This window comes from Exiguobacterium sp. MMG028, from assembly GCF_027947425.1.
Taxonomy (GTDB): domain Bacteria; phylum Bacillota; class Bacilli; order Exiguobacteriales; family Exiguobacteriaceae; genus Exiguobacterium; species Exiguobacterium aestuarii_A.
In genome coordinates this window covers 1,175,944-1,200,534 of the sequence record NZ_JAQJIN010000001.1, presented here as the reverse complement: position 1 = coordinate 1,200,534, position 24,591 = coordinate 1,175,944, and the positions used below count along the sequence as shown (strand labels likewise).

At 50.5% G+C, this 24,591-nt stretch carries 25 protein-coding genes; 23 read left to right on the top strand and 2 right to left on the bottom strand.

Going from position 1 to position 24,591, the window contains the following annotated elements; all coding sequences use genetic code 11:
• Positions 1–87: 87 nt before the first annotated feature.
• From PJK55_RS06290 to mnhG, 7 genes are read left to right on the top strand one after another with little or no spacing between them, the layout of a single operon-like run.
• Complete coding sequence (locus PJK55_RS06290; protein ID WP_271305129.1) at positions 88–2,529, top strand: Na+/H+ antiporter subunit A; 2,442 nt, start codon at positions 88–90, stop codon at positions 2,527–2,529.
• A complete protein-coding gene (locus PJK55_RS06285) occupies positions 2,501–2,938 on the top strand; it encodes a Na(+)/H(+) antiporter subunit B (RefSeq protein WP_271305128.1) in 438 nt (145 codons plus the stop codon). Before PJK55_RS06290 ends, PJK55_RS06285 begins: the two co-directional genes overlap by 29 nt.
• Entirely contained in the window at positions 2,938–3,279 is a 342-nt protein-coding gene (locus PJK55_RS06280; protein WP_074037549.1) for a Na(+)/H(+) antiporter subunit C, read from the top strand. The genes PJK55_RS06285 and PJK55_RS06280 overlap by 1 nt, the downstream gene beginning before the upstream one ends.
• Complete coding sequence (locus tag PJK55_RS06275; protein WP_214785304.1) at positions 3,272–4,756, top strand: Na+/H+ antiporter subunit D; 1,485 nt, start codon at positions 3,272–3,274, stop codon at positions 4,754–4,756. The genes PJK55_RS06280 and PJK55_RS06275 overlap by 8 nt, the downstream gene beginning before the upstream one ends.
• A gap of 7 nt (positions 4,757–4,763) precedes the next feature.
• Entirely contained in the window at positions 4,764–5,249 is a 486-nt protein-coding gene (locus PJK55_RS06270; protein WP_015881095.1) for a Na+/H+ antiporter subunit E, read from the top strand.
• Positions 5,249–5,545 (top strand): Na(+)/H(+) antiporter subunit F1, encoded by a 297-nt coding sequence (locus PJK55_RS06265; protein WP_026826530.1) that lies wholly within the window; start codon positions 5,249–5,251, stop codon positions 5,543–5,545. The genes PJK55_RS06270 and PJK55_RS06265 overlap by 1 nt, the downstream gene beginning before the upstream one ends.
• Positions 5,523–5,882: a monovalent cation/H(+) antiporter subunit G gene (gene mnhG, locus PJK55_RS06260; protein ID WP_271305127.1), complete on the top strand. Its 360-nt coding sequence runs from the start codon at positions 5,523–5,525 to the stop codon at positions 5,880–5,882. Before PJK55_RS06265 ends, mnhG begins: the two co-directional genes overlap by 23 nt.
• Positions 5,883–5,924: 42 nt before the next feature.
• On the opposite strand, the gene PJK55_RS06255 is transcribed toward mnhG, so the two are convergent.
• The gene (locus tag PJK55_RS06255) at positions 5,925–7,238 is read right to left on the bottom strand and encodes a dihydrolipoyl dehydrogenase family protein (RefSeq protein WP_271305126.1); all 1,314 of its coding nucleotides are present in this window, start codon (positions 7,236–7,238) and stop codon (positions 5,925–5,927) included.
• Between the two features lie 76 nt (positions 7,239–7,314).
• Here PJK55_RS06255 and uvrC point away from each other — a divergent pair, with 76 nt between their 5' ends.
• Positions 7,315–9,099 (top strand): excinuclease ABC subunit UvrC, encoded by a 1,785-nt coding sequence (uvrC, locus tag PJK55_RS06250; protein WP_271305125.1) that lies wholly within the window; start codon positions 7,315–7,317, stop codon positions 9,097–9,099.
• Positions 9,096–9,872 (top strand): aminoglycoside adenylyltransferase domain-containing protein, encoded by a 777-nt coding sequence (locus PJK55_RS06245; protein WP_271305124.1) that lies wholly within the window; start codon positions 9,096–9,098, stop codon positions 9,870–9,872. Before uvrC ends, PJK55_RS06245 begins: the two co-directional genes overlap by 4 nt.
• Positions 9,873–9,897: 25 nt before the next feature.
• Here the strand turns inward: PJK55_RS06245 and PJK55_RS06240 are convergent, their stop codons facing one another.
• Entirely contained in the window at positions 9,898–10,290 is a 393-nt protein-coding gene (locus PJK55_RS06240; protein ID WP_271305123.1) for a YslB family protein, read from the bottom strand.
• 222 nt (positions 10,291–10,512) lie between these two features.
• Here PJK55_RS06240 and PJK55_RS06235 point away from each other — a divergent pair, with 222 nt between their 5' ends.
• The 14 genes from PJK55_RS06235 (at position 10,513) to yihA (ending at position 24,536) form a co-directional block, all read left to right on the top strand.
• On the top strand, positions 10,513–11,130 hold the full coding sequence (locus tag PJK55_RS06235) for a succinate dehydrogenase cytochrome b558 subunit (protein WP_271305122.1): 618 nt from the start codon (positions 10,513–10,515) through the stop codon (positions 11,128–11,130).
• A 16-nt stretch (positions 11,131–11,146) separates the two neighbouring features.
• Positions 11,147–12,904: a succinate dehydrogenase flavoprotein subunit gene (gene sdhA / locus PJK55_RS06230; protein WP_074032768.1), complete on the top strand. Its 1,758-nt coding sequence runs from the start codon at positions 11,147–11,149 to the stop codon at positions 12,902–12,904.
• Positions 12,905–12,912: 8 nt separating this feature from the next.
• On the top strand, positions 12,913–13,701 hold the full coding sequence (sdhB, locus tag PJK55_RS06225; protein WP_193343274.1) for a succinate dehydrogenase iron-sulfur subunit: 789 nt from the start codon (positions 12,913–12,915) through the stop codon (positions 13,699–13,701).
• Positions 13,702–13,709: 8 nt separating this feature from the next.
• Positions 13,710–14,150, top strand: coding sequence for an acyl-CoA thioesterase (locus PJK55_RS06220; protein WP_147537790.1), 441 nt, complete (start codon positions 13,710–13,712; stop codon positions 14,148–14,150).
• Between the two features lie 74 nt (positions 14,151–14,224).
• Positions 14,225–14,488: a phosphocarrier protein HPr gene (locus PJK55_RS06215; protein WP_015881106.1), complete on the top strand. Its 264-nt coding sequence runs from the start codon at positions 14,225–14,227 to the stop codon at positions 14,486–14,488.
• A gap of 113 nt (positions 14,489–14,601) precedes the next feature.
• Positions 14,602–15,405 (top strand): glutamate racemase, encoded by an 804-nt coding sequence (gene racE / locus PJK55_RS06210; protein ID WP_214819366.1) that lies wholly within the window; start codon positions 14,602–14,604, stop codon positions 15,403–15,405.
• On the top strand, positions 15,398–16,147 hold the full coding sequence (rph, locus tag PJK55_RS06205) for a ribonuclease PH (protein ID WP_074032777.1): 750 nt from the start codon (positions 15,398–15,400) through the stop codon (positions 16,145–16,147). The genes racE and rph overlap by 8 nt, the downstream gene beginning before the upstream one ends.
• Positions 16,144–16,734 (top strand): XTP/dITP diphosphatase, encoded by a 591-nt coding sequence (locus tag PJK55_RS06200; protein ID WP_074032779.1) that lies wholly within the window; start codon positions 16,144–16,146, stop codon positions 16,732–16,734. Before rph ends, PJK55_RS06200 begins: the two co-directional genes overlap by 4 nt.
• Positions 16,735–16,739: 5 nt before the next feature.
• A complete protein-coding gene (locus tag PJK55_RS06195) occupies positions 16,740–17,252 on the top strand; it encodes a metallophosphoesterase family protein (RefSeq protein WP_271305121.1) in 513 nt (170 codons plus the stop codon).
• A 542-nt stretch (positions 17,253–17,794) separates the two neighbouring features.
• The gene (locus PJK55_RS06190) at positions 17,795–18,706 is read left to right on the top strand and encodes a hypothetical protein (protein WP_271305120.1); all 912 of its coding nucleotides are present in this window, start codon (positions 17,795–17,797) and stop codon (positions 18,704–18,706) included.
• A gap of 89 nt (positions 18,707–18,795) precedes the next feature.
• Positions 18,796–20,088 (top strand): trigger factor, encoded by a 1,293-nt coding sequence (gene tig, locus PJK55_RS06185; protein ID WP_214749748.1) that lies wholly within the window; start codon positions 18,796–18,798, stop codon positions 20,086–20,088.
• A gap of 211 nt (positions 20,089–20,299) precedes the next feature.
• The gene (gene clpX / locus PJK55_RS06180; protein WP_015881113.1) at positions 20,300–21,568 is read left to right on the top strand and encodes an ATP-dependent protease ATP-binding subunit ClpX; all 1,269 of its coding nucleotides are present in this window, start codon (positions 20,300–20,302) and stop codon (positions 21,566–21,568) included.
• A gap of 73 nt (positions 21,569–21,641) precedes the next feature.
• On the top strand, positions 21,642–23,942 hold the full coding sequence (lon, locus tag PJK55_RS06175) for an endopeptidase La (RefSeq protein ID WP_271305119.1): 2,301 nt from the start codon (positions 21,642–21,644) through the stop codon (positions 23,940–23,942).
• The gene (gene yihA, locus PJK55_RS06170) at positions 23,943–24,536 is read left to right on the top strand and encodes a ribosome biogenesis GTP-binding protein YihA/YsxC (RefSeq protein WP_074032795.1); all 594 of its coding nucleotides are present in this window, start codon (positions 23,943–23,945) and stop codon (positions 24,534–24,536) included.
• Positions 24,537–24,591 lie beyond the last annotated feature (55 nt).

Genomic DNA, 24,591 nt, shown 5'->3' with positions numbered 1-24,591 from the left:
ATACTCATGAGGAAGACATGATGGAGTCAAGTGACCTTACTTTACGGCTCAATCTATTGTACGACTCTGTTCGAAGGAGGAATTTTCTTGTCGCTGTTACATTTAGCTATTTTGTTGCCGCTTCTCGCGGCACCGTTCATCCCGTTCTTGTTTCGGGGGATGAAGCAAATTCATACAGGCTGGTTCGTTTTGATCGTTCCGGTCGTGCTCGTCACCTACTTCGCCGGATTCATTCCGATCACGAGTGCAGGGGACGTCGTGACAGAGACGATTGCGTGGATGCCGTCCCTCGGGATCAACTTCACGGCATACGTTGACGGACTCAGTCTATTGTTCGCCCTCCTCATCACGGGGATCGGCGCACTCGTTGTCTTATATTCCATTTATTATTTGAATAAGGACAAAGAGTCACTCGGGCATTTCTATGTATATCTCTTGATGTTCATGAGTGCGATGCTCGGGGTCGTTCTCTCGGACAACATGATTGTCATGTATATGTTCTGGGAGCTCACATCGATTTCATCATTCCTGTTGATTGGTTACTGGTATGAGAAAGAGCGTTCACGCTACGGCGCACAGAAGTCGATGCTTCTCACCGTATTCGGTGGATTGTCGATGCTCGGGGGGATTGTCTTACTCGAGTCGATGATTGGTTCGTACAGCATTCGTGATATGGTCGCGAACTCTGGCGTCATCGCCGAGAGCCCGTTCTTCCTTGTCGCGATGATTCTCATCTTGCTCGGGGCGTTCACGAAATCGGCGCAGTTCCCGTTCCACATCTGGTTGCCTGACGCGATGGAAGCACCGACTCCGGTCAGTGCGTACCTCCACTCGGCAACGATGGTCAAGGCGGGTCTCTACCTCGTGGCCCGTATGAGCCCGGTGTTCCAAGAGTCATCGGTCTGGCTATGGACGATTGCCGGAGTCGGGATGTTCACGATGTTCTGGGGCTCGTTCAACGCCGTGAAGCAGACCGACTTGAAGGGAATCTTGGCATTCTCGACAGTCAGTCAGCTCGGGTTGATCATGTCACTCCTCGGTCTAGGGGCGGCTGCGCTCCACTATGACGGTATGGATGACAATATCTTTATGGTCGCGACGATCGCAGCGATCTTCCATTTGATCAACCACGCGACATTCAAAGGCTCGCTCTTTATGATGGCCGGAATTGTCGACCACGAGACGGGCACACGTGACATTCGTAAGCTTGGCGGTCTGATGACGGTCATGCCAATCACGTTCACGATTGCCGTCATCGGTTCATTATCGATGGCCGGTCTTCCACCGTTTAATGGTTTCTTGAGTAAAGAGATGTTCTTAAAAGCGACGACGAAAGTCTTCTCGGCCGACTTCTTCGCACTCGATACAATTGGAATCTTACTTCCGGTCATCGCGTTCGTCGGAAGTGTGTTTACGTTCATCTACAGCATCATGCTGTTCACACGGACATTCATGGGCAAGGCGAAGTTCGATCAATTGCCGAAGAAACCGCATGAGGCGCCAATCGGCATGTTGATTTCGCCGGCCATCCTCGCGCTTCTCGTTGTCGGTCTCGGGTTCTTCCCGAACGTCTTGTCGAACTCGCTCATCAAACCGGCCGTCGAGTCGATCTATCCGACACTCGTCGCGCAAGGGCAAGAAGTCGATGTTCACATCTATTTCTGGCATGGTTTGACGCCAGAGTTGTTCATGACGATCGGGGTCGTTCTCCTCGGTTCGTTGCTGTTCTGGCAAATGGGCAAATGGATGGGCATCTACAATCGAATCCCACATCGTTTGACGCTCAACGGGATGTACGATGGTACGCTCGTCTGGTCGAATAAGGCAGCATACCGCTTTAAAGACAACTACATGACTGGATTCATCCGGTCGTATTTGATCTATATTTTCGTCTTCCTATCAGGCATGATGCTCTTTAGTATCTGGTGGTTCGACATGTACCGATTCTCGTTCGAGAACTTGGCAGAGATTGCACCGTATGAATACGTGCTCGGAGCCGTCGTCATGCTTGCGGCGCTCGCGATTCTTTTCATGAAGTCGCGTCTCCCGTCAATCATTTTACTCGGGGTTGTCGGTTACGGCGTGGCATTGTTCTTCGTCTTCTTCGGTGCACCTGACTTGGCACTCACGCAGCTCGTCATCGAGACGGTCTCGGTTGCCTTGTTCTTGCTCGTGTTCTATCACATGCCGGACATCAGCAAGAAGGAAGTACGGATGCGTTTCAAAGTCGGGAATGCCATCGTAGCGATTCTCGTCGGGACGACCGTGATGCTCCTCAGTTTCATGGCGCTCACGAATAAATCGCTCACCTCGATCTCCGAGTATTACAAAGAGAACGTGTATGAGCTTGCAGCAGGTAAAAACATGGTCAACGTCGTCCTCGTCGACTTCCGTGGATTTGATACTTTGTTTGAAATCGTCGTTCTTGGAATTGCGGCTTTCGGGATCTACACGATGATTAAATTTAGAACAACACGACGTACGAAAGGAGAAGGTGCACATGAAGCAAAACAGCAAACACGTCAATGACGTCATTTTGCAGACGGCCGCGATTATCATTTTCTTCATCATCGTCATCTTCTCGATCGATTTGTTCTTTGCCGGTCACTATTCACCAGGTGGAGGGTTCATCGGTGGATTGATGACATCCGCGGCACTTGTCTTGTTGCTACTCGCATTTGACTCGAAGACGCTCGCGAACGTGCTCCCGATTGACTACCGTCTCATGACGGCAAGTGGATTGTTGATTGCACTCGCGACAGGTCTTCACTCGGTGTTCTTGGGTCGTCCGTTCTTGACGCATGCTTACGGGAAGTTCGACTTACCACTTCTCGGTGAACAGACGCTCCACACGGCGATTGCGTTCGACTTAGGAGTTTATCTCGTAGTCATCGGAATCACCTTGACGATTATACAAACGATTGGAGAGAGTGAATAATGGAAATCTTCGTTAGCATCATCATCGGTGTCCTGACGATGTGTGCCGTCTATCTTGTTCTCTCAAGAAGTTTGTTACGCATCATCATCGGCACAGCCTTGTTCAGTCACGCGGCGCACCTTCTCGTCTTGACGACGGCAGGTTTGAAGACAGGGGCAGCCCCTGTCCTCGTCGACGGTGTGACTGATTTCACAGACCCGTTACCGCAAGCGCTCGTTTTGACGGCAATCGTCATCAGTTTCGGGGTGACGGCGTTCTTTCTCGTACTTGCATACCGCACATATCAGGAGCTCAGCACGGACAATATGGAAGAAATGAAAGGAACAGAATCGTATGATTAACTTACCGGTCTTTCCAATCGTCATTCCTGCGCTTGCGGCCATCATCATGATGTTCATGCCAAAACGGGTCCAGCTGCAGCGTGTGATGGCTCTTGGAGCTTTAGTTATTACGGCGATCGTGTCACTCTTCCTTGTGCACACGGTCTCCACGGAGGGGATTCAAACCCTCAACCTCGGGAACTGGCAAGCGCCGTTCGGGATTACACTCGTATCGGATATGTTGTCAGCCCTGCTCGTGACGACGTCGACTCTCCTCACGCTCTTCATCGTGTGGTTCGCCGTCCATTACTTCTCAGACTCATATGAAGGCAACTACTTGTACATCTCGATGCTCTTCTTGCTCGTCGGGGTGAACGGTGCCTTCACGACAGGTGATATTTTCAACTTGTTCGTCTTCTTCGAGGTCTTCTTGATGTCTTCATACGTGTTGATTGTACTTGGTGGACGTGGCGTCCAGTTACGTGAGTCCATCAAATACTTGCTCGTGAACATCATCGCCTCGGCACTCTTCGTCATGTCGGTCGCCTTGCTCTATGGCGTTACAGGTACGCTCAACTTGGCAGACTTGGCGATGAAGATTCCGCTCGTCGATAACCCGGACGTCATTACCGTCATCGGTGTGATGTTTGTCATCGTCTTCGGGATGAAAGGGGCACTCGTCCCACTTCACTACTGGCTCCCTGGGGCGTATGTAGTCGCACCGACACCGATTCTCGCGATGTTCGGTGCACTCTTGACGAAAGTCGGGGTCTACTCGATCTTGCGGACGTACACGCTACTGTTTGATGGGAACGGTGAGTTTTTACAGACGTTCCTTATGGTGCTCGCTGTCCTCACGATCTTCATCGGGATGACAGGTGCCATCGCTTATAACGATGTGAAGCTGATCATCATCTACAACATCATGATCGCGGTCGGGGTCATCTTGTACGGGATCTCGGTCAACACGCAGACGTCCCTTGAAGGGTCGCTCTACTACTTGATTCACGATATGATCATCAAGGCAGTTCTCTTCATGCTCGTCGGGATGATGATTGGGATCACCAAATCCGGTCAACTACGCGATATGGGTGGACTCATCACACGCTTCCCGCTGTTCGGATGGACGTTCTTCATCGCAGCGCTCTCGCTTGCAGGGATTCCGCCACTTAGTGGATTCTTCGGGAAGTTATTGATCGTATCAGGCGGGATGGACGAAGGAGAACTGTTCGGACCACTTCTCGTCCTCTTATCAAGTCTCTTCGTCCTCTATTCGGTCATGAAGATCTTCTTGAACGGATTCTGGGGAGAGGCGAAGCGTGAGTATGACGGACCACTCGTACCGTATACAAAACGTTTGATTGTGCCGGTCTTCTTGTTGCTCATCATTGCGGTCGCATACGGATTTGGGGCAGAAGCCATCCATCCGTATATCACGCAAGCGATTGAGCCGCTCGTCAATCCAGAAATCTATATCGATGCCGTGATAAAGGAGTGAAACACAGATGGCTTATCAACTTTTGATTAACTTTTTCTTGGCGTTCATCTGGATGTTCCTCACGGGATCGTTCACAACGAGCGGATTTTTCGTCGGGTATCTACTCGGCTTGCTCATCTTGTTCATGATGCGCCGATTCTTTAAATCTAGTGGAGGCGGTTTTTACTTCACACGCGTCTGGCGTCTGTTTAAACTGCTCCTCATCTTCATCCGGGAACTGTTCCTCGCGAACTTCGAGGTGTTACGTCTCGTCCTTAGTCCGAAGCTGAAGATTCAACCAGGAATCTTCAGGTATGAGACGTCTCTCGACAAAGGCTGGAAAGTCAGCTTGCTCTCGATGCTGATCACGCTCACACCAGGGACGCTCGTCGTTCAGGTGTCGAAAGACAATTCCGTGCTCTATATCCACGCGCTCAACATGCCGGATAAGGAAGCATTACAAAAAGACATTTATGATAACTTTGAATCAAGCATTAAGGAGGCGACAGAGTGATGGATTTACTAGACATTCTCATCTACATCTCGCTCGCCATTCTCTTGCTTGCGATGTTGATGATGTTGTATCGCGTCGTCAAAGGACCGACGACGGCAGACCGAGTCATCGCGCTCGACTCAATCGGGATCGCGCTCATCTCGGTCGTCGCGTTACTGTCGATCCTGCTCGATACGACCTTATATTTTGAAGTCATCTTGCTACTCAGTATTTTGGCCTTCATCGGAACGGTTGCGTTCTCGAAATTCTTAGAGAGGGGAGAGATTATCCAACATGACCGCGACAATGATCTTTGATCTCATTACCGGCATCTTCACGATCATCGGCGTCTTCTTCACAGTCGTCGCCGCGATTGGTCTCATCCGTCTCCCAGATATTTATTCGAGAACACACGCTGCCTCGAAGAGTGCGACGCTCGGTGTCATGTTCGTCCTCTTCGCCGCTGTGCTTCACGTTTATGTCGATGAGCAAGTATTCGATGCAAGACTCTTGCTCGGTCTCTTCTTCGTCCTCTTGACGGCTCCAGTCGGGGGGCACCTCATCTCACGTGCGGCGCACGCGAAAGGGGTCCCGCTTTGGGAGAAGTCGCTACAAGACGCGCTGAAAGAAGACAAGGATAAAGGAATCGAATAAGAAAAAGACGGGATTCGCCATGAGGCGAGTCCCGTCTTTTGTTTAGATCAGATAGGTCAGGTCGGAGGCGGCCGTCGGATAGGCGACTTCTAAGTGCTTCACGTGTTGATGCGACAGTTTGTTCTGTATAATGAAAGAGAACAGGTTGATGAGTTCCGGGGCATGGTGTCCAATCAGATGTGCCCCGATGATATGACCTTCCGCACTCAACAATACTTTCGAATAGGCGGTCGCGTCATTGATGCGTGAATAGGTGAGGAAATGGGACATGTCCGTTTCTTTCACGTCGAAGTCGATACCCTCGGCTTCCGCTTCCTCCACAGTGAGCCCCACTTTGGCAATCGGCGGCGTCGCAAACACGATTGTCGGCGCCGGACGCTCCGGGAGTGGCCGTGTATTCCCGTGAAGCATGTTCAATGCAGCGAGGCGTCCTTCTTGACCAGCGAACGGTGTAAGCGCAGGATTTGGACTGCTTGCGACGTCCCCAGCGGCATAAATAGTCGGATTGCTCGTCTGGAGATAATCGTTCACCTGAACACCATGGTGGTCGACTGTGACTCCGGCTGCTTCGAGATGAAGTCGCTCGATGCTTGGAATTCGCCCTGTGGCGTTAAGGACAACTCCTTCAAGGGTAGAGTCATCTGATAACGTTAAGACGTTCCCATCGATTCGTGTCGGTTCGATGTCATGTCGGACGGTGATGCCGATTCGCTTCGACTCCTCGAGGAGCCGATGGACGACGTTCGGGTCGAATGCCTTCAACGCACGTGAACGAATGAGAAGGGTCACGTCGCTTCCGAAGCGTCGGAAGATATGGGCGAATTCAAAAGCGATATAACCGGCACCGACAATATGAATCGATTTCGGTAATGCGTCGAGGTCGAACACATCATCGCTCGTGATGGCCAGTTCGCCACCTGGAATGTCGAGAGGGCGGGGTGTTTGGCCCGTCGCGATTAAAAATTGAGGGGCAGAGAGCTCATGACCATCGATGACGATGGAGTCTTCATCGATAAAGTGAGGCTCCCCCTGATATAAGTCAATGTTCATCTCGTTCCAATGTTGCGTTTTTGACGTAGGAATCGAGAAGCGATATTCATCAATCCGCTTTTTAAAGGACGACCAATCGAGGGACAGGCTTCCTTCGACGCCGAGCTCGCGCATACGTTCCGTGCGGGCGAGTAGTTCGGCACCTTCGGCGAGCATTTTTTTCGGGTCACATCCACGTTGGGGACACGTTCCTCCGAACGTCCAGTTTTCAATGATGGCAATTTCTTTACCGGCGTCACGTAAAATCGTGGCGGCTTGGCTCGCGGCAGACCCGCTCCCAATAATAATGACATCGTATCGTTTCATAATATAAAATCCTCCTCTGACGAGATATCACACTCTTTTTCCCGTACAGGAGGAAGCTAAACTGAGGTGAATAGAATTGAGTCATACTGACCATATCAAACATAAATTAGCGTTACTCCCAGATGAGCCAGGCTGTTACCTGCATAAAAATGAATATGATGAAGTGATTTACGTAGGGAAGGCGAAAAACTTGAAGAACCGGGTCCGCTCTTATTTCACGGGCGCACACGACATCAAAACGATGCGTCTCGTCGCAGAGATCCGTGACTTCGAGTATATCGTGACGGCGAGCGAACTCGAAGCGTTACTGCTCGAAATGACGCTCATCAAAAAGCATGATCCGAAGTACAACATTCGCTTGAAGGATGACAAGACGTATCCATACATCAAAATTACGAACGAACCGTATCCGCGTCTATTGACGACACGTAAGCTGAAGAAAGACGGCGGACATTACTTCGGACCGTATCCGAACGCTTACGCGGCGAACGAGACGAAACGTCTGCTCGATAAACTATACCCGCTCCGTAAATGTCAGCCGATGCCGAAGAAGCTCTGTCTCTATTATCACATCGGTCAATGTCTAGGGCCTTGTGAGCTCGCGGTCGACACGGATTCGCAAAAAGAGATCGTCAACGAGATTCGTCGATTCCTGAACGGAGAGACGGCTGAGACGCTCACGAAGCTGAACGTTGAGATGGGACGTGCCGCTGAGGACATGCAGTTCGAGCGAGCGGCTGAACTGCGCGACCAGATTCGAGCGGTGGAATCGATCATGAATAAACAGAATATGATTACGGCCGACCCGACGGCACGAGACGTCTTCGGTTATACGCTTGACCGGGGCTGGATGTGTGTCCAAGTGTTCTATATGCGAGGCGGCAAGATGATCGAGCGAGATGTCTCTCTCTTCCCGATGCACGGAGAACCTTCTGAAGAGCTCGAAAGTTTTATCGTCCAGTTCTATGAACAAAATGTCGTGCCAAAAGAGATTCTCGTACCGGAAACGGTTCGCCTCGATTTATTGAATGACGCAATCGGTACGAAAGTGATGCAACCGAAACGTGGGGCGAAGAAGCAACTGCTTGATTTGGCGACGAAGAACGCGACGATCGCCTTGAACGAGAAATTCGAATTGCTCGCACGAGACGAAGAGCGGACGTTACTCGCGATGCGTGAACTCGGGGAGGCAATCGGCATTCCGAACTTGTCGCGTGTCGACATCATCGATAACGCGAACATTCAAGGGGCGGACGCCGTATCGGCGCTCGTCGTCTTTGAGGACGGGAAACCACTCAAGAAAGAGTATCGGAAATATAAGATTCGTACCGTCCAAGGGCCGGACGATTACGAGACGATGCGTGAAGTCGTTCGTCGACGGGTCCGTCGCCTGTTGACGGAAGACAAGCGACTACCCGACCTCCTATTGATTGATGGTGGACTCGGACAGTTGAATGCCGCGCTCGACGTTATCCAAAACGAGTTCGGGCTCGATTTACCGGTCGGCTCACTCAAAAAAGATGACCGACATCGGACGAGTCAACTGTTGTTTGGAGAACATGGTGCGGTCGTGGAACTCCACCCACGATCGAGTGCGTTTTATCTATTGCAACGAATGCAAGATGAGGTCCACCGTTTCGCCATCACCTTCCACCGTAGCTTGCGCACAAAGAAGATGACGAAATCAATCCTAGACGAGATTCCGGGAGTCGGTCCGAAGCGTCGTCAACAGCTCATCCGTCATTTCGGGTCGATGAAACAGATTCGTCTGGCCTCGCTTGAACAGTTGAAAGAAGCGGGACTACCGGAAAAACTGGCGGAGACCGTCCTTCAATATGTGCATGAGGATACGGATGAATGAGGCAGCTTCCGACAGACGTGGAGAATACAATCGCTTCATTCGTGAGAACGGTTGATGAATTTCTACCAACCGTTCAGCATGTATACATTCATGGTTCATTAGCGATGGGTGGCTTTCATCCGAAGCGAAGTGATGTAGATTTGTTGCTCGTCGTATCGAACGCATTGACTCGGGAGGAACGACAAAAACTCATCGACTGTTGTCTCTTATACTCCAACGAACCATATCCGCTCGAACTGAGTATCATGACGATGGTCCAGCTAAAAGACTGGTGTCACCCGAGTCCCTTCGAGTTTCACTATAGTGAAGGATGGCGTTCTCGTTTTGAAAAGGCAGGTAGGGAAGAGCGAATCGAATTGCAACAAGGATTCACCGACCCTGATTTGGCAGCTCATATGATGATGATTTTACAACGAGGTATCACTTGGCGCGGAAAGCCACTTCATCAATTGCTCTGCGGATTCGATTCCGCTCATTTTTCTGATGCGATTCGGGCAGATGCGTTCGACTGTCTCGATACGATGGATGAAAATCCGATTTATTGCGTGTTGAACTTGTTACGCGGACTGGCCTATGAACAAGAACGTGCCCTTCTCTCGAAACAAGAAGCGCTCGGTTGGGTGATAGAGAACGGACATTTTCCGGGAAATGTTGTAGCGGTCGTTCGTAAAGCGACTCAGGGCTATGAAGGGGAAGACGTGACGTTTGATCAACACGAACTCAATGACGTACGTCAGTATATGAACGGGCAACTTCAGCAGAAACAAAAATAAGAGTCGATGCGAAACGCATCGACTCTTATTCGTAATCGTCTTTCCGGTCTAGTTGGACGGTGATTTGGACAGTTTTTCGAGCGGGATCGGCATATCCTTCCGCGACGCACTGGAAACGACCTGCAATCTGTTCGGCTAAAAATCCAGCTTCGAGCTGATAGTAACCGGTCGCCTTGGCTTGGGTCGTGGGCGGTGGGGTCAGTTCGTATGTAAATTTACTCCCACGTTCCTTTTTGAGCGTCAACGCTCCCCAACCTGCCTCGTCGAAGAATGCAGTCAGTTCATCGTCAGACATCGTCGGGAATTTGCGGGCGACCCGTTTTCCTGACCAATAGATGACTTGGGCGTAATCTTCACCAAGCAAGTCCGTCAACACATAGTCGCGAAGAAGTTCAATCGCGAAAATTGGTTGGCTCATCGTTTCCATTCTATCCCATCACTCCAATCTCTCTATATCATTATAACGACCAATCTGAATTTGGTCATCCTGTATTTTTGAAAAGAATGTGGCACAAATCGGCTAGGTTATCTTGTCATACAATTTTCACAAGAGTAGAATAGGAGTCAGAAAGCTATATCTGCATTTGAAAACGCTTTTATTGACAAAACGAGCCAATGCTCGTGAAAAGGGGGAACTAGAATGGCAGCGCATCGTGACTATTTCAGTCGTAAAGTCCATTCGCTACTTGGGGTCATTCCAATCGGTTTGTTTTTGATCGTTCACTTATCGGTCAACTACTACATCGTCGATGGGGTGGAGTCATTCAACAAAGCAGCAAAATTCATGGAGAACTTACCGTATCTGTACTTCCTTGAAGTGACGATTATCGCATTGCCGATGATCTTCCACGGCGTGTACGGCGTGTACTATGCGTTTCTCGGATCGATCAACTCGAACCGTTATTCATACGCACGTAACTGGATGTACATTTTCCAGCGCTTCACAGGGGTCTTCCTCGTCATCTTTATCGCATGGCACGTTTGGGAAACGCGCTTAGCGAAATTACGCGGGGTAGAAGTCAATGCGGAGATGATGCAAAACATCGTCGACAACCCGCTCATGTTGATCTTCTACATAGTCGGAATCCTTTCGGCTACGTTCCACTTCGCGAACGGTCTTTGGTCGTTCTCGATCACGTGGGGAATCACACAGTCACCTCGTTCGCAACGTCTCATGAGCTACGTATCAGGTGTCGTGTTCTTGGCACTATCTTTTGTCGGCATCCGTTCGATTTTGACGTTTGCAGGCATCTTGTAATTAGGGGGAATTTTACATGGCAAATCAAAGTTTGATCGTCATCGGTGGCGGTCTAGCTGGACTCATGGCGACGATCAAGTCGGCAGAGATGGGTGTTCCGGTAAAACTATTCTCGCTTGTACCGGTCAAGCGTTCACATTCAGTTTGTGCCCAAGGTGGCATCAATGGGGCCGTCAACACGAAAGGGGAAGGCGATTCTCCTTGGCAACACTTTGACGACACGGTCTACGGGGGCGACTTCCTCGCCAACCAACCACCTGTTCAAAAAATGGCAGAGAATGCACCGAAAATCATCCACATGTTCGACCGGATGGGTGTCATGTTCAACCGTACGCCAGAAGGTCTCTTAGACTTCCGTCGTTTCGGTGGAACGCTTCACCACCGTACGGCATATGCTGGAGCAACAACAGGTCAACAACTTCTCTATGCACTCGATGAGCAGGTTCGTCGTTATGAAGCACAAGGTCTTGTCGAGAAATATGAGGGATGGGAATTCCTTCGTGCCGTCATCGATGAAGAAGGGATCTGCCGCGGTGCGGTCTGTCAGGATTTGCGCTCGATGGAAATTAAAGCGTTCCCATCGGACGCGGTGATCTTGGCGACAGGTGGCCCAGGGGTCATCTTCGGTAAGTCGACAAACTCGGTCATCAACACAGGACAAGCAGCGGCAGCGGTTTACCGCCAAGGTGCCGTCTATGCGAACGGGGAGTTCATCCAAATTCACCCGACTGCGATTCCTGGGGACGACAAACTTCGTCTCATGAGTGAATCGGCTCGTGGGGAAGGTGGACGTGTCTGGACATACAAAGACGGGAAACCATGGTACTTCCTCGAAGAGAAATATCCAGCATACGGAAACCTCGTACCGCGTGACATCGCGACACGTGAGATCTTCGATGTATGTGTTAACCAAAAACTCGGCGTCAACGGCGAGAACATGGTGTACCTCGACTTGTCGCACAAAGATTCGAAAGAACTCGACATCAAACTTGGTGGGATCCTCGAAATCTACGAGAAATTCGTAGGGGACGACCCGCGTAAAGTACCGATGAAGATCTTCCCGGCAGTCCACTATTCAATGGGCGGACTGTGGGTCGACTACGATCAAATGACAAACATCCCTGGACTCTTCGCAGCCGGTGAATGTGACTACTCGATGCACGGTGCGAACCGTCTCGGGGCGAACTCACTCCTCTCAGCCGTTCATGGCGGAATGGAAGCAGGTCCTGCAGCGGTCAACTACATGCGTGGTCTCGACCAAGCGACAGAAAGCGTCTCAGACGCGCTCTTCAACTTCAACGAGCGTGAAGAGATTGAACGCTTCAACGACATCCTTGCGATGGACGGAACAGAGAACGCGTATCAAATCCACCGTGAACTCGGTGAACTCATGACGGATAACGTCACAGTCGTTCGTTATAACGATAAGCTCGAAGCGACGGACAAAAAAATCCAAGAATTGCGTGAACGTTTCCATAACATCTCGGCTACGGATACGGCACGCTGGAGCAACCAAGGGGCATCGTTCATTCGACAGCTCGACCACATGCTCGACCTCGCACGCGTCATCACACTCGGCGCACTCAAGCGGGACGAAAGCCGTGGTGCCCATTACAAACCGGAATTCCCGGAACGTAATGACGAGCAGTTCATGAAGACGACGATGGCACGTTACAAAGATGGGGAAGTCGATATCTCGTATGAAGACATCGATGTTTCGTTAATCCCGCCACGTAAACGGGATTACTCGAAGAAAGGGGCGAAGACGAAATGACGACGCCAATGCAATCTGAACAAAAAGACATCCGCTTCATCATTGAACGCCAAGATGGACCAGATCAAGCAACATATACTGAAGAATTCACGGTGCCGTACCGTCCGAACATGAACGTAATCTCGGCATTGATGGAAATCCGCCGTAACCCGGTCAACGCGAACGGCGACAAGACGACACCGATCAACTGGGACATGAACTGTCTCGAGGAAGTATGTGGTGCCTGCTCGATGATCATCAACGGGAAGCCACGCCAATCGTGTACAGCGCTCGTCGATAAACTCGAGCAACCGATCCGCCTCGCGCCGATGAAGACGTTCCCGGTTATCCGTGACCTCCAAGTCGACCGCCAGCGTATGTTCGATGCGTTGAAAAAAGTGAAGGCATGGGTTCCAATCGATGGAACGTATGACCTCGGTCCAGGACCGCGTATGCCAGAAAACAAACGTCAATGGGCATACGAGTTATCGAAATGTATGACATGTGGGGTTTGTCTTGAAGCGTGTCCGAACGTCAACGACAAGTCGGACTTCATCGGTCCAGCAGCGATTTCGCAAGTCCGTCTCTTCAACTCGCATCCAACAGGTGCCTTCCATGCGGAAGACCGCCTCGAAGCCCTTATGGAAGACGGCGGCATCATGCAGTGCGGAAACGCACAAAACTGTGTCGAAGTTTGCCCGAAAGGCATTCCGCTCACGACGTCTATCGCTTCGATGAACCGTCAAACGACGCTTCACTCGTTCAAACAGTTCTTCGGTAGTGACAAAGGTCGCACCGGTTCTGCGGTCGAGGCATAAGCGAGCCGATGACCAAGTACTTTCGAGAGCCAGGTTGGGAAACACGTGTCAAAGCAGGGATCGCGCTCGATGTGAAAGTCCGCTTTTCGGAGTGCGATCCGTACGGTCACATGAACAACACGATCCCGTTCATCTATTTCGAAGATGCGCGAATCGAGTTGTTAGAAGCGACAGGATTCTCCTTGAAGGACGGGTTTGTCGTCGTCGCCGATGCGCAATGTGACTATGTTCGACAAGTCATGCCACGTCAACAGCTGACCGTGCATGCCAATATCTTGACGGTCGGAAACACTTCATGTGATATTCATTACGGGGCATATGACGGAGAGCAACTCCTCTTCGCGGGACGAACGAGCCTCGTTCATTTGACGAAGGAAGGTCGTCCAACGGAATGGACTCCGGAATATAAAAACCGCTTGCAGAATTTTTGCGAATCCGCTATCATTTGATAATGAGTTCACAAACAAAAAATATTCTGCCGGTTCGCCTGTAGAATTGAATTTTGAAGGGAGACCATCATCTCATGGAAAAAACGTTCACAGTCGTTGCTGATTCAGGAATTCACGCTCGTCCAGCTACTCAGTTGGTTAACACAGCTTCTAAGTTCCAATCAGACATCAACCTCGAGTACAATGGTAAAACAGTTAACTTGAAGTCGATCATGGGTGTACTTTCACTCGGTATCGCAAAAGATTCTACAATCAAGATCACTGCTGAAGGTGAAGATGCAGAAGAAGCGATCAACACGCTTTCTGACATGCTCACTAGCGAAGGTCTTGCTCAGTAATTCGGGTAAGGGACGAGGCGCCACTGGCGACCTCGTCTTTTTTTGTCATGGGAACGTTTCTTTTTCCGTCTGATGTTTTTTGGTAAGATAGGTGAGAATGGAAGTGATGCAAAATGAAACGAGCGATTGGAGTCCTCGATTCAGGAGTCGGCGGGTTGACGGTAGTCAAAGAATTGATGCGCCAACTCCCTAAAGAAGAAATCATCTATATCGGGGATACGGAACGCTGTCCATACGGACCGCGTCCGCACGATGAGATTGAAGCTTATACATGGGAACTCATTGAGTTTTTATTGAAGAAAGACGTCAAAATGATTGTCATCGCCTGTAACACGGCGACGGCGGTCGTTTTGAAAGAGGCGCGGAAACGCCTCGATATCCCGGTCATCGGTGTCATCGACCCAGGTGCCCGCGCGGCCGTCAAAGGGACGCGCAACAAACATATCGGTGTCATCGGTACGAAGATGACGATTGAGAGCGCTTCGTATGAGAAGGCGCTTCGTCACGTGGCTGGTGAGGTCGACGTGTACTCACTCGCTTGCCCGCCTTTTGTCCCGCTCGTCGAAGCGGGGGACGTGTCGGGAGACCGCGTCCGTCAAATTGTGGAAGAGACGCTGCGTCCCCTACAATCTTCTGAGATGGATACACTCATTCTCGGTTGTACGCACTATCCGATTCTTGCGCCTGTCATCCAGGACGTGGTCGGACCAAACGTGCACCTCATCTCGTCGGGTGACGAGACGGCGCTTGAAGTCGCAGCGATGCTTGATTATCAAGAGCTTGAGAACGGATTAGATACTGTCCCATCCCATGCCTTTTATGCGACGGGTGACATTGAACTGTTTGACCGACTAGCGAGCGAATGGCTCGGTCGTCCGGTCCATGCAGAGAAAGTCGAGGTGACCGGCATTGCGTGATACGAGACGATTTGATGAATTACGAACAGTCGAGATCGTACCTCATGTGAATAAGCATGCGGAAGGATCCGTCCTCATTTCGATTGGTGATACGAAAGTGATTTGTACAGCGACTGTCGAAGAACGTGTTCCGAACTTCCTTCGCGGGAAGAAGCAAGGCTGGATCAATGCCGAGTATGCGATGTTGCCACGTGCGACAGGTGACCGGACTGTCCGAGAAGCGGTACGTGGGAAACAATCGGGTCGAACGATGGAGATTCAGCGTCTCATCGCCCGATCACTTCGCTCGGTCGTTGACTTGGAACGTCTAGGCGAACGCACGATTTGGATTGACTGTGACGTCATCCAAGCGGATGGCGGTACGCGTACGGCATCCATCACGGGTGGTTTTTGTGCCCTCGTCCTCGCTGTCGACCGTTTGATCCGTCAAGGGAAGCTTGATGATACACCAATCAAAGAAGGCGTCGCAGCCATCTCGGTCGGACGGACCGATGAACTCGTTCTCGACTTGGACTATATGGAAGACGCGGCGGCTGAGGTCGACATGAACGTCGTCATGACGGCGAGCGGTCGGTTCGTCGAAGTTCAGGGGACAGGTGAAGAGGCGACGTTCACGCTTCAAGAGATGAACGAGATGCTCGCGCTCGCGCAACACGGAATCGAATCATTATTCAAGACGGCTGAAGAGGCACTCGGTGCTTCTTGGTGGTACGTCGGAGAACGTTCGGAGGAGACATTATGAAGTTGATTATTGCGACACACAATCCTGGAAAAGTGAAAGAACTGGAAGGGATGTTGACACCGCTCGGGTTCGAGGTCGAGTCACTACTCGACTATCCGGATGCGCCGGAAACAGATGAGACAGGTACGACATTTGAAGAAAATGCGGCGTTAAAAGCGACAGAAGCGGCTGCCTATTTCGGTCATGCCGTTCTCGCGGATGACTCCGGTCTTGAAGTCGACGCGCTCGATGGGGCACCTGGTGTATATTCAGCCCGCTTCGCCGGTCCTGAAAAATCGGATGAGGCGAACAATGCGCTTCTTCTTGAAAAATTGAACGGGCAAACGAATCGCGTGGCTCGCTTCGTCTGTGCGCTCTGTCTGGCGAAGCCGACAGGAGAAACGTTGACCGTTCGCGGAACGATTGAAGGGACAATCGGCTATTCTCCACGTGGCGAGAACGGTTTCGGATACGACCCGCTCTTTATCGTTCCATCGCTCCACAAGACGGCGGCCGAACTAGAACGTGAAGAAAAAGCGGTCGTCAGTCACCGTGGACAGGCATTACGAAAACTGGAGGCAGAAATCATTCCATTCATGAAAGGATGAAGCTTATGCGTTTTCTAATAGTGAGTGATAGTCATGGTCTGACGGAAGAATTGACAACGATTTTTGAACGACACGAGGCGGAGATTGATGACGCGTTCCATTGCGGCGATTCACAACTCGCACTTGTCAATGAACATCTATTGCCGTATCGAACGGTCCGTGGGAATTGTGATTTTGGTGGAGACCTTCCGCTCGAACGGATTGAGACGACGGATGCCGGCACAATCCTCATCGTCCACGGGCATCATCACGACGTCAAATTCGACTTGAATCGGCTGCGTTATCGGGCTGAAGAAGTCGGCGCGAACGTCGTCTTGTTCGGTCACTCGCATGTGGCGGGTGCTTTGATCGAGGATGGGGTCGTCTACATCAACCCGGGTTCGATTCGGATGCCACGGGGACGAACGGACAAAACATATGCGCTTCTTGACCTAGAAAAAGGGGAAGCAGCGGTACGTTTTTATCGCTCGGAAGACGGTTCTCACGTCGAAGATTTGGACATCGCAGGAAAACTATGAGTTTCGAATGGGAAATCGATTGACAGGAAACCATTTTTCTATTATAGTTTTCATGTCAATGTCCCAATAGCTCAGCAGGATAGAGCAACGGCCTTCAAGACAAATAGGAGCCTTTATAGGGAAACAGAAACCTATAAAGTGGACGACACTATATCGGTGAAGCCTTAACAGATCATGCTGATGGTAATACCGAGGAAACTCATTCCCGCCTGGTCGGGTCGAGTTGATTCGAATGTCTATGGAAATAGAGGTAGAATCAATGGAGGAGCATGGTGCTCGTGAGGTTCCGTAGAGACTACACGTGTCGCACCTGAAACGGTGAAGATATAGTCCAGACTACAAACAACACGATGTTGGTGACGAAAGTCATGGTGGTAAGCTAAGCCGTCGGTCGGGGGTTCGAATCCCTCTTGGGACGCTTCCATTAAAATAGAGACGCTCTCTACGGAGAACGTCTCTTTTTTCATTTTCCGGGAAATCGATTGACAAGGAATCGCGTCCTAACGGAAGATGAAAGGGAATGGAAGAGAGGGTGAGGGAAGATGGAGAAGGAAAAGGACCAGGACTATCCGTTCCCCGGGAATTGGTCGCGTCTGCACAAGATGATTCAAGAAGCAGATGCTTCTGGGGAACGACAGCGGATCGAACCGATTTTATGGGATTGGTATCAGGCGATTCCAGGTGACCCGTTTATTTTCATGGAAATCTTCCAATGTGCGATGGAAAAACCGGACGACCCGGAAACGCTCGAGAAGTTGCAGGAACTCGTCGCCATCCAGATGGCGGAAGCGGAAGAACCGGCTTCGGGCGGATTACAGATCGCGCAGTATTACATCATGCGGGACCAGCCGTTTGAAGCGGCGCACTGGATCAACCAGTACCTCGAATGGCAAGACGAAAAAGATACGGTCAACACACAGGCACATCAAGTGCTTCAAGTGTTGAAGATGACGGAGTTTCCGGCGGCAGTCGCCAAATTGAAACGGACGTTGACGCGAGGCAGTACAGGGGAACAAATCGAAGCGTTGCAACATGTCCATTTCAATATCGATTCGGTACTCGACAATGTGCTGAATGAGCTACTCGTATCCAATCGACCGAAGCTCGTCAAATTGATCGTGTTAGAGAAGGCTTTTGCCGAACTTGCGGTTATCAAGTGGTCGGATGGGGATTCGACGAACGAGATGTCGCAAATGGAGGCAACATCGCACATCGAGACGTGGGAGAAGACCGTCCTCTCGCTTCAGAAATCAGTAGAGGGCGATGAGATCGGGACTCAGTTGTTGATGAACTATATGTATACGCATTATCCGTATGTGCCGGCTGAAAAAGCGGACGTGGAACAGGCGCTCGTACAGGCGAAACAAGCGATTTTGCATGACGAGGCAGTCGACGGTTTGGCAGCTGCGATTTTAGAGGCGGATCTGCGCTTCACACAGGCGTTATTAGACTAAATCCTTGTGTGCATACCGAGGATTTATGCTATAATACGGATTGTTGTACATTTTTGTACGGTATAAACGAATTGTTGGAGGGACTTAGCATGACAGCAAAATGGGAAAAAACATCAGGTAGCCAAGGCGTACTCACGTACGAAGCTCCTGCAGAAGCTTTTGATAAAGCAGTTGACGCCGCATTTAAAACAGTCGTCAAAGACTTGAACGTGCCTGGCTTCCGTAAAGGTAAATTGCCACGCCCAATGTTCAACAAAATGTATGGAGAAGAAGCACTCTATCAAGATGCGCTCGACATTCTCTACCGCGACACAATCCAAGGTGCGGTTGAAGAAGCTGGTTTCGAACCAATCGCGCTCGAAAACATCGATGTAGACGGCACGCTCGAGAAAGGCAAACCAGTCGCTTTCAAAGTGACATTCGTGGTTGAGCCAGAAGCTGAGCTTGGCGAATACAAAGGCCTCGAGTACGAAGCTGTTTCAACTGAAGTAACAGAAGACGAAGTAACAGCAGAACTTGAAGCACTTCAACAGCAAGGTGCAGAACTCGCTGTTAAAGAAGGTGCAATCGAAAACGGCGATACAGCTGTATTTGATTTCGCAGGTTTCGCTGACGGTGAGCAGTTCGAAGGCGGCACAGCTGAGAACTACACACTCGAAATCGGTTCTGGTCAATTCATCCCAGGATTTGAAGAGCAAATGGTCGGCATGACTGCTGGTGAAGAAAAAGACGTTGAAGTAACATTCCCTGAAGAGTACCACGCTGAAAACTTAGCGGGTAAACCAGCGACATTCAAAGTCAAACTTCACGAAGTTAAAACAAAACAAGTTCCTGAACTCGACGACGAGTTCGCAAAAGACATCGACGAGTCTGTTTCGACACTCGACGAGTTGAAAGCGAGCATCCGTGAGCGTTTAGAAGCTGGTAAGAAACAAGAAGCTGAAGGTACAATGCGCGACCAACTCGTTGAGCAGGCAACTGCGAACGCGACAATCGACGTACCACAAGTTCTCGTTGACCAAGAAGTAGACCGCATGGTACAAGAGTTCGGTTCACGTGTATCTTCACAAGGAATCGACCTTAACATGTACTTCGAACTCACTGGTACTTCTGAAGAAGCAATGCGCGAAGAGATGAAAGAGCAAGCTGAAGAGCGCGTTAAAGCTCGTCTCGTCTTGAAAGCAATCGCTGACAAAGAAGCAATCGAAGTATCTGACGAAGATGCTGAGAAAGAGCTTGAAGAAATGTCTAAACTTTACAACATCGCACCGGATCAACTCCGTACGATGCTCGCTCCACAAGGCGGTCTTGAGACACTTAAAGGTGACCTCAAATTCCGTAAAGCGATCGACATCCTCGTTGAAAACGGTAAAGCGAAGTAAGTTGATTTTTAGTGGGACGACTGCTTAGCGGTCGTCCTTTTTTCTGTCACAACACTTTGGATGTGTAATTCTTTGAAGTCGCAATATGTTCATGCTACAATTATTTCAACGCAGAGATGTAAAATGTCTTTTCACGGTGCATCGCACCAGAAAATACAAATCGCGATTTATCGCACTTACATCCATTTTCACCACAGAAGGGGTGTATCGAATGTTCAAATTTAACGAGGAAAAGGGGCAACTCAAGTGCTCGTTTTGCGGAAAATCGCAAGAACAAGTTCGTAAGTTAGTCGCCGGACCAGGCGTATACATTTGCGATGAGTGTATCGAACTTTGCAATGAAATCGTTGAGGAAGAGCTCGGTGTAGAGGAAGAAGTCGAATTCAAAGACATTCCGAAACCACAAGAGATTCGTAACATTCTAGACGATTATGTCATTGGACAAGACCGCGCGAAACGTGCGCTTTCAGTCGCTGTCTATAACCACTATAAACGCATCAACGCCGGCGGCCGTTCGGATGATGTCGAACTTGCGAAGTCGAACATCGTCATGATCGGACCAACTGGTAGCGGGAAGACGCTTCTCGCCCAGACGATGGCTCGCGTCTTGAACGTCCCATTCGCAATCGCGGATGCGACGAGCTTGACGGAAGCGGGTTACGTCGGTGAAGACGTCGAAAATATCTTGCTCAAATTGATCCAATCAGCTGACTACGATGTCGAGAAGGCTGAAAAAGGAATCATCTATATTGATGAGATCGATAAGATTGCTCGTAAGTCTGAAAACCCATCGATTACGCGCGACGTATCCGGTGAAGGCGTTCAGCAGGCACTCCTTAAAATTCTTGAAGGCACGACAGCAAGCGTACCGCCACAAGGTGGACGTAAGCATCCGCATCAAGAATTCATCCAAATCGATACGACAAACATTCTCTTCATCGTCGGCGGAGCATTCGCCGGGATTGAATCGGTCGTCAAACGCCGAATCGGGAAGAAAGTCATCGGTTTCGGAAACGATCAAGAGAATCGCGAGTTGACGCAAGAAGACTTGCTCGCCCGCGCACTTCCTGAAGACCTTCAAAAATTCGGTTTGATTCCTGAGTTCATCGGTCGTTTGCCAGTCATGGCGACGCTCACGACACTCGATGAGGAAGCACTCGTTGAAATCTTGACGAAGCCGAAAAATGCCCTCGTTCGTCAGTACGAGAAAATGCTCGAGCTTGATGATGTCGAATTGACGTTCACAGACGAGGCATTGATCGAAATCGCCAAACTTGCGATCAAACGTAAGACTGGCGCGCGCGGTCTCCGCTCGATTATCGAAGAAATGATGCTCGATGTGATGTTCACTGTCCCATCGCGTGACGATATCGAGAAAGTCATCATCACAGATGAAACGATTACGGGTCTTGCCGGTCCGAAATACGTCCTTCGTGATGGTACTGTCGAACAGACAGGGGACAACAAAGAGACAGCATAATTTGTTAACGAAGAAGGCTCAAACACTCGGCACACTCCGAGTTTTGGGCCTTTTTGCACAGGAGGCGTTGTAGATGGAAAAATTACCAATCCTTCCGTTGCGAGGAGTCGTCGTATATCCGCTCATCGGTGTGACAATCGATGTCGGACGCCCGTTATCACTTCGGGCGCTCCTTGCTGCAAAGGAGCATGAAACGGATTTAATTGTCGTCACTCAAAAAGAGACCGGGAACGAGTCACCAGAACCGGAAGACTTGTACACGATTGGAACACGTGTCCATATCGCCAAGATGAGCGAATTGTCGAACGAGACGATTCGGGTTCGCATTGTCGGGAAAGAGCGTGTCCGCGTCGACTCGGTCGAATCGACGGATGAAGGCTGGTTCGCTAACGTCGAACCACTCGAGCTTGCTGAAGGGGAAGAGGTCGAACGTACGGCGCTCGTCCGTCTGTTGAAAGAGCAGTTCGGTAAACTTGTCGCGAACATTAAAGGTATGTCCCCGGACGAACGTCGTCGTTTCGAGATGTATGAGCGACTTGAGTCGCTCACGGACTATATCACGTCGAAACTTGATGTCGATGTCGAGCTTCGCCAAGCGATGCTCGAAGAAGCAGATGCGGTCAAACGAGGGCTTGAACTGCTTGAAATCATCGCACACGAGGTGGAAGTGATCGAACTCGAGCAAGAGATGCGCGAGCGGACGAAGAAGTCGATTGAGCAGTCGCAGCGCGAGTATTACTTACGGGAACAGATGAAGACGATTCAACAAGAGCTCGGTGACCAGGCGCAAGAGTCTGAGCCGAATCGCCTCCGCGAGAAGTTAGAAGCGCTCGACTTGCCAGAGACGACTCGAAAGAACGTCATGCGTGAAGCAGAGCGATTGAACGTCGTCCCACAAACGTCGCCGGAGTATGCGGTCATCCGTAACTACCTTGACTGGGTCGCATCCCTTCCATGGGGCATCGAGACGGAAGATAAGCTCGATGTGAAACACGCGGCAGACGTCCTTGATGATGACCATTACGGTTTAGAGTCAGTAAAAGACCGAATCCTCGAATACTTGGCCGTCCGTCAGTTGACGAACTCGCTTCGTGGACCAATCCTTTGCCTCGCCGGACCTCCAGGGGTCGGGAAGACTTCGCTCGCCCGTTCTATCGCGTCGGCGCTTGAACGTCACTTCGTTCGTGTCTCACTCGGTGGGGTACGCGATGAGGCAGAAATCCGTGGTCACCGCCGGACGTATATCGGCGCGATGCCAGGACGTGTCATCCGCGGGTTGAAGCAAGCGGAAAGCAAGAACCCCGTCTTCTTACTCGATGAAATCGACAAGATGGCTTCTGACTTCAGAGGAGACCCGGCGTCGGCGATGCTCGAAGTACTTGACCCAGAGCAAAACGTATCGTTCTCGGACCACTACATCGAAGAACCGTTCGATTTGTCGAACGTCCTCTTCATCGCGACAGCGAACGACGTCTCGCAAATTCCGGCACCACTCCTTGACCGGATGGAACTCATCCAAATCGGTGGGTATACGGAACTCGAGAAAGTTGAAATCGCGAAGCGTCACTTAGTGCCGAAACAGTTGAAAGAGCATGGATTGAAGAAGAGCCAATTGACGATCAAAGAAGATGCGCTCTATGAAGTCGTACGCCGCTACACACGTGAAGCGGGTGTCCGGAACTTAGAACGCGTCATCGGTTCGCTATGCCGTAAAGCAGCGAAACAAATCGCGATCGGTGAGAAGAAACGGGTCACGATTTCGAAGAAAGCCATCATCACGTATCTCGGAAAACCGAAGTATCGTTACGGAAAAGGGGAGACCGAGGACTCAATCGGTGCAGTGACAGGTCTTGCCTACACTGCGTTCGGTGGAGACACGCTCACAATCGAAGTGGCGCTCGCACCAGGGAAAGGCAAACTTCAGTTGACGGGTAAACTCGGTGACGTGATGCAGGAGTCGGCACAGACGGCATATAGCTATGTCCGTGCGAATGCGGAGCGGTTTGGGATTGACCCGACGTTCTATGAGCGACAAGACATCCACATCCACGTTCCAGAAGGTGCCGTGCCAAAAGACGGACCATCGGCCGGGATCACGATTGCGACAGCACTCATTTCCGCGTTGACCGGGAAGAAAGTCCATCGCGATGTCGGGATGACGGGGGAGATCACACTTCGTGGACGAGTCTTACCGATCGGTGGATTGAAAGAAAAAGCGCTCGCCGCTCATCGGGCCGGGTTGACGACCATCGTCATTCCGAAAGATAATGAGCGAGACATCGATGACATTCAAGAAACGGTGCGTGAAAAATTGACGTTCGTTCCCGTGACGACCCTCGATGAAGTACTAGATGTAGCATTTGGAGGAAATTAAATGAAGATCAACAAAGCAGAATTCGTGACGAGTGCCGTCGCGCCAGACCATTATCCGGTCCATGAGTTGCCGGAAGTGGCGCTTGCCGGACGGTCGAACGTCGGGAAGTCGTCGTTCATCAATAAGATTTGCCAACGGAAAGCGCTCGCACGGACGTCTTCAAAACCAGGAAAGACTCAGACCCTCAACTTCTTCAACATCAATGATGAAATCATGTTCGTTGACGTTCCAGGATACGGTTACGCGAAAGTATCAAAGACAGAGCGTGAGAAGTGGGGTGTCATGATGGAGCAATATTTGACGAGCCAAGAGGCGCTTCGCGGCGTCGTCTTACTCGTCGATATCCGTCACGAGCCGACGGGTGACGATGTGACGATGTACAACTTCTTGAAGCACTATGACATTCCGGTCATCGTCGTAGCGACGAAGCTCGATAAGATCAAGAAGAGCCAGCGTCAAAAGCACGAGGCAGCGGTAAAACGTAAGCTTCAGTTCGATCCATCTGACCGTTTCGTCGCTTTCTCAGCCGAAACAGCAGAAGGAAAAGACGATGCGTGGAAAGCAATTTATGCACTCATCACGGAAGGTGAATGAAGTATGGGCGAAGGGATTCCTTCGCCTTTTTGTTTTTCTCGTCCCGTAAGCGGGT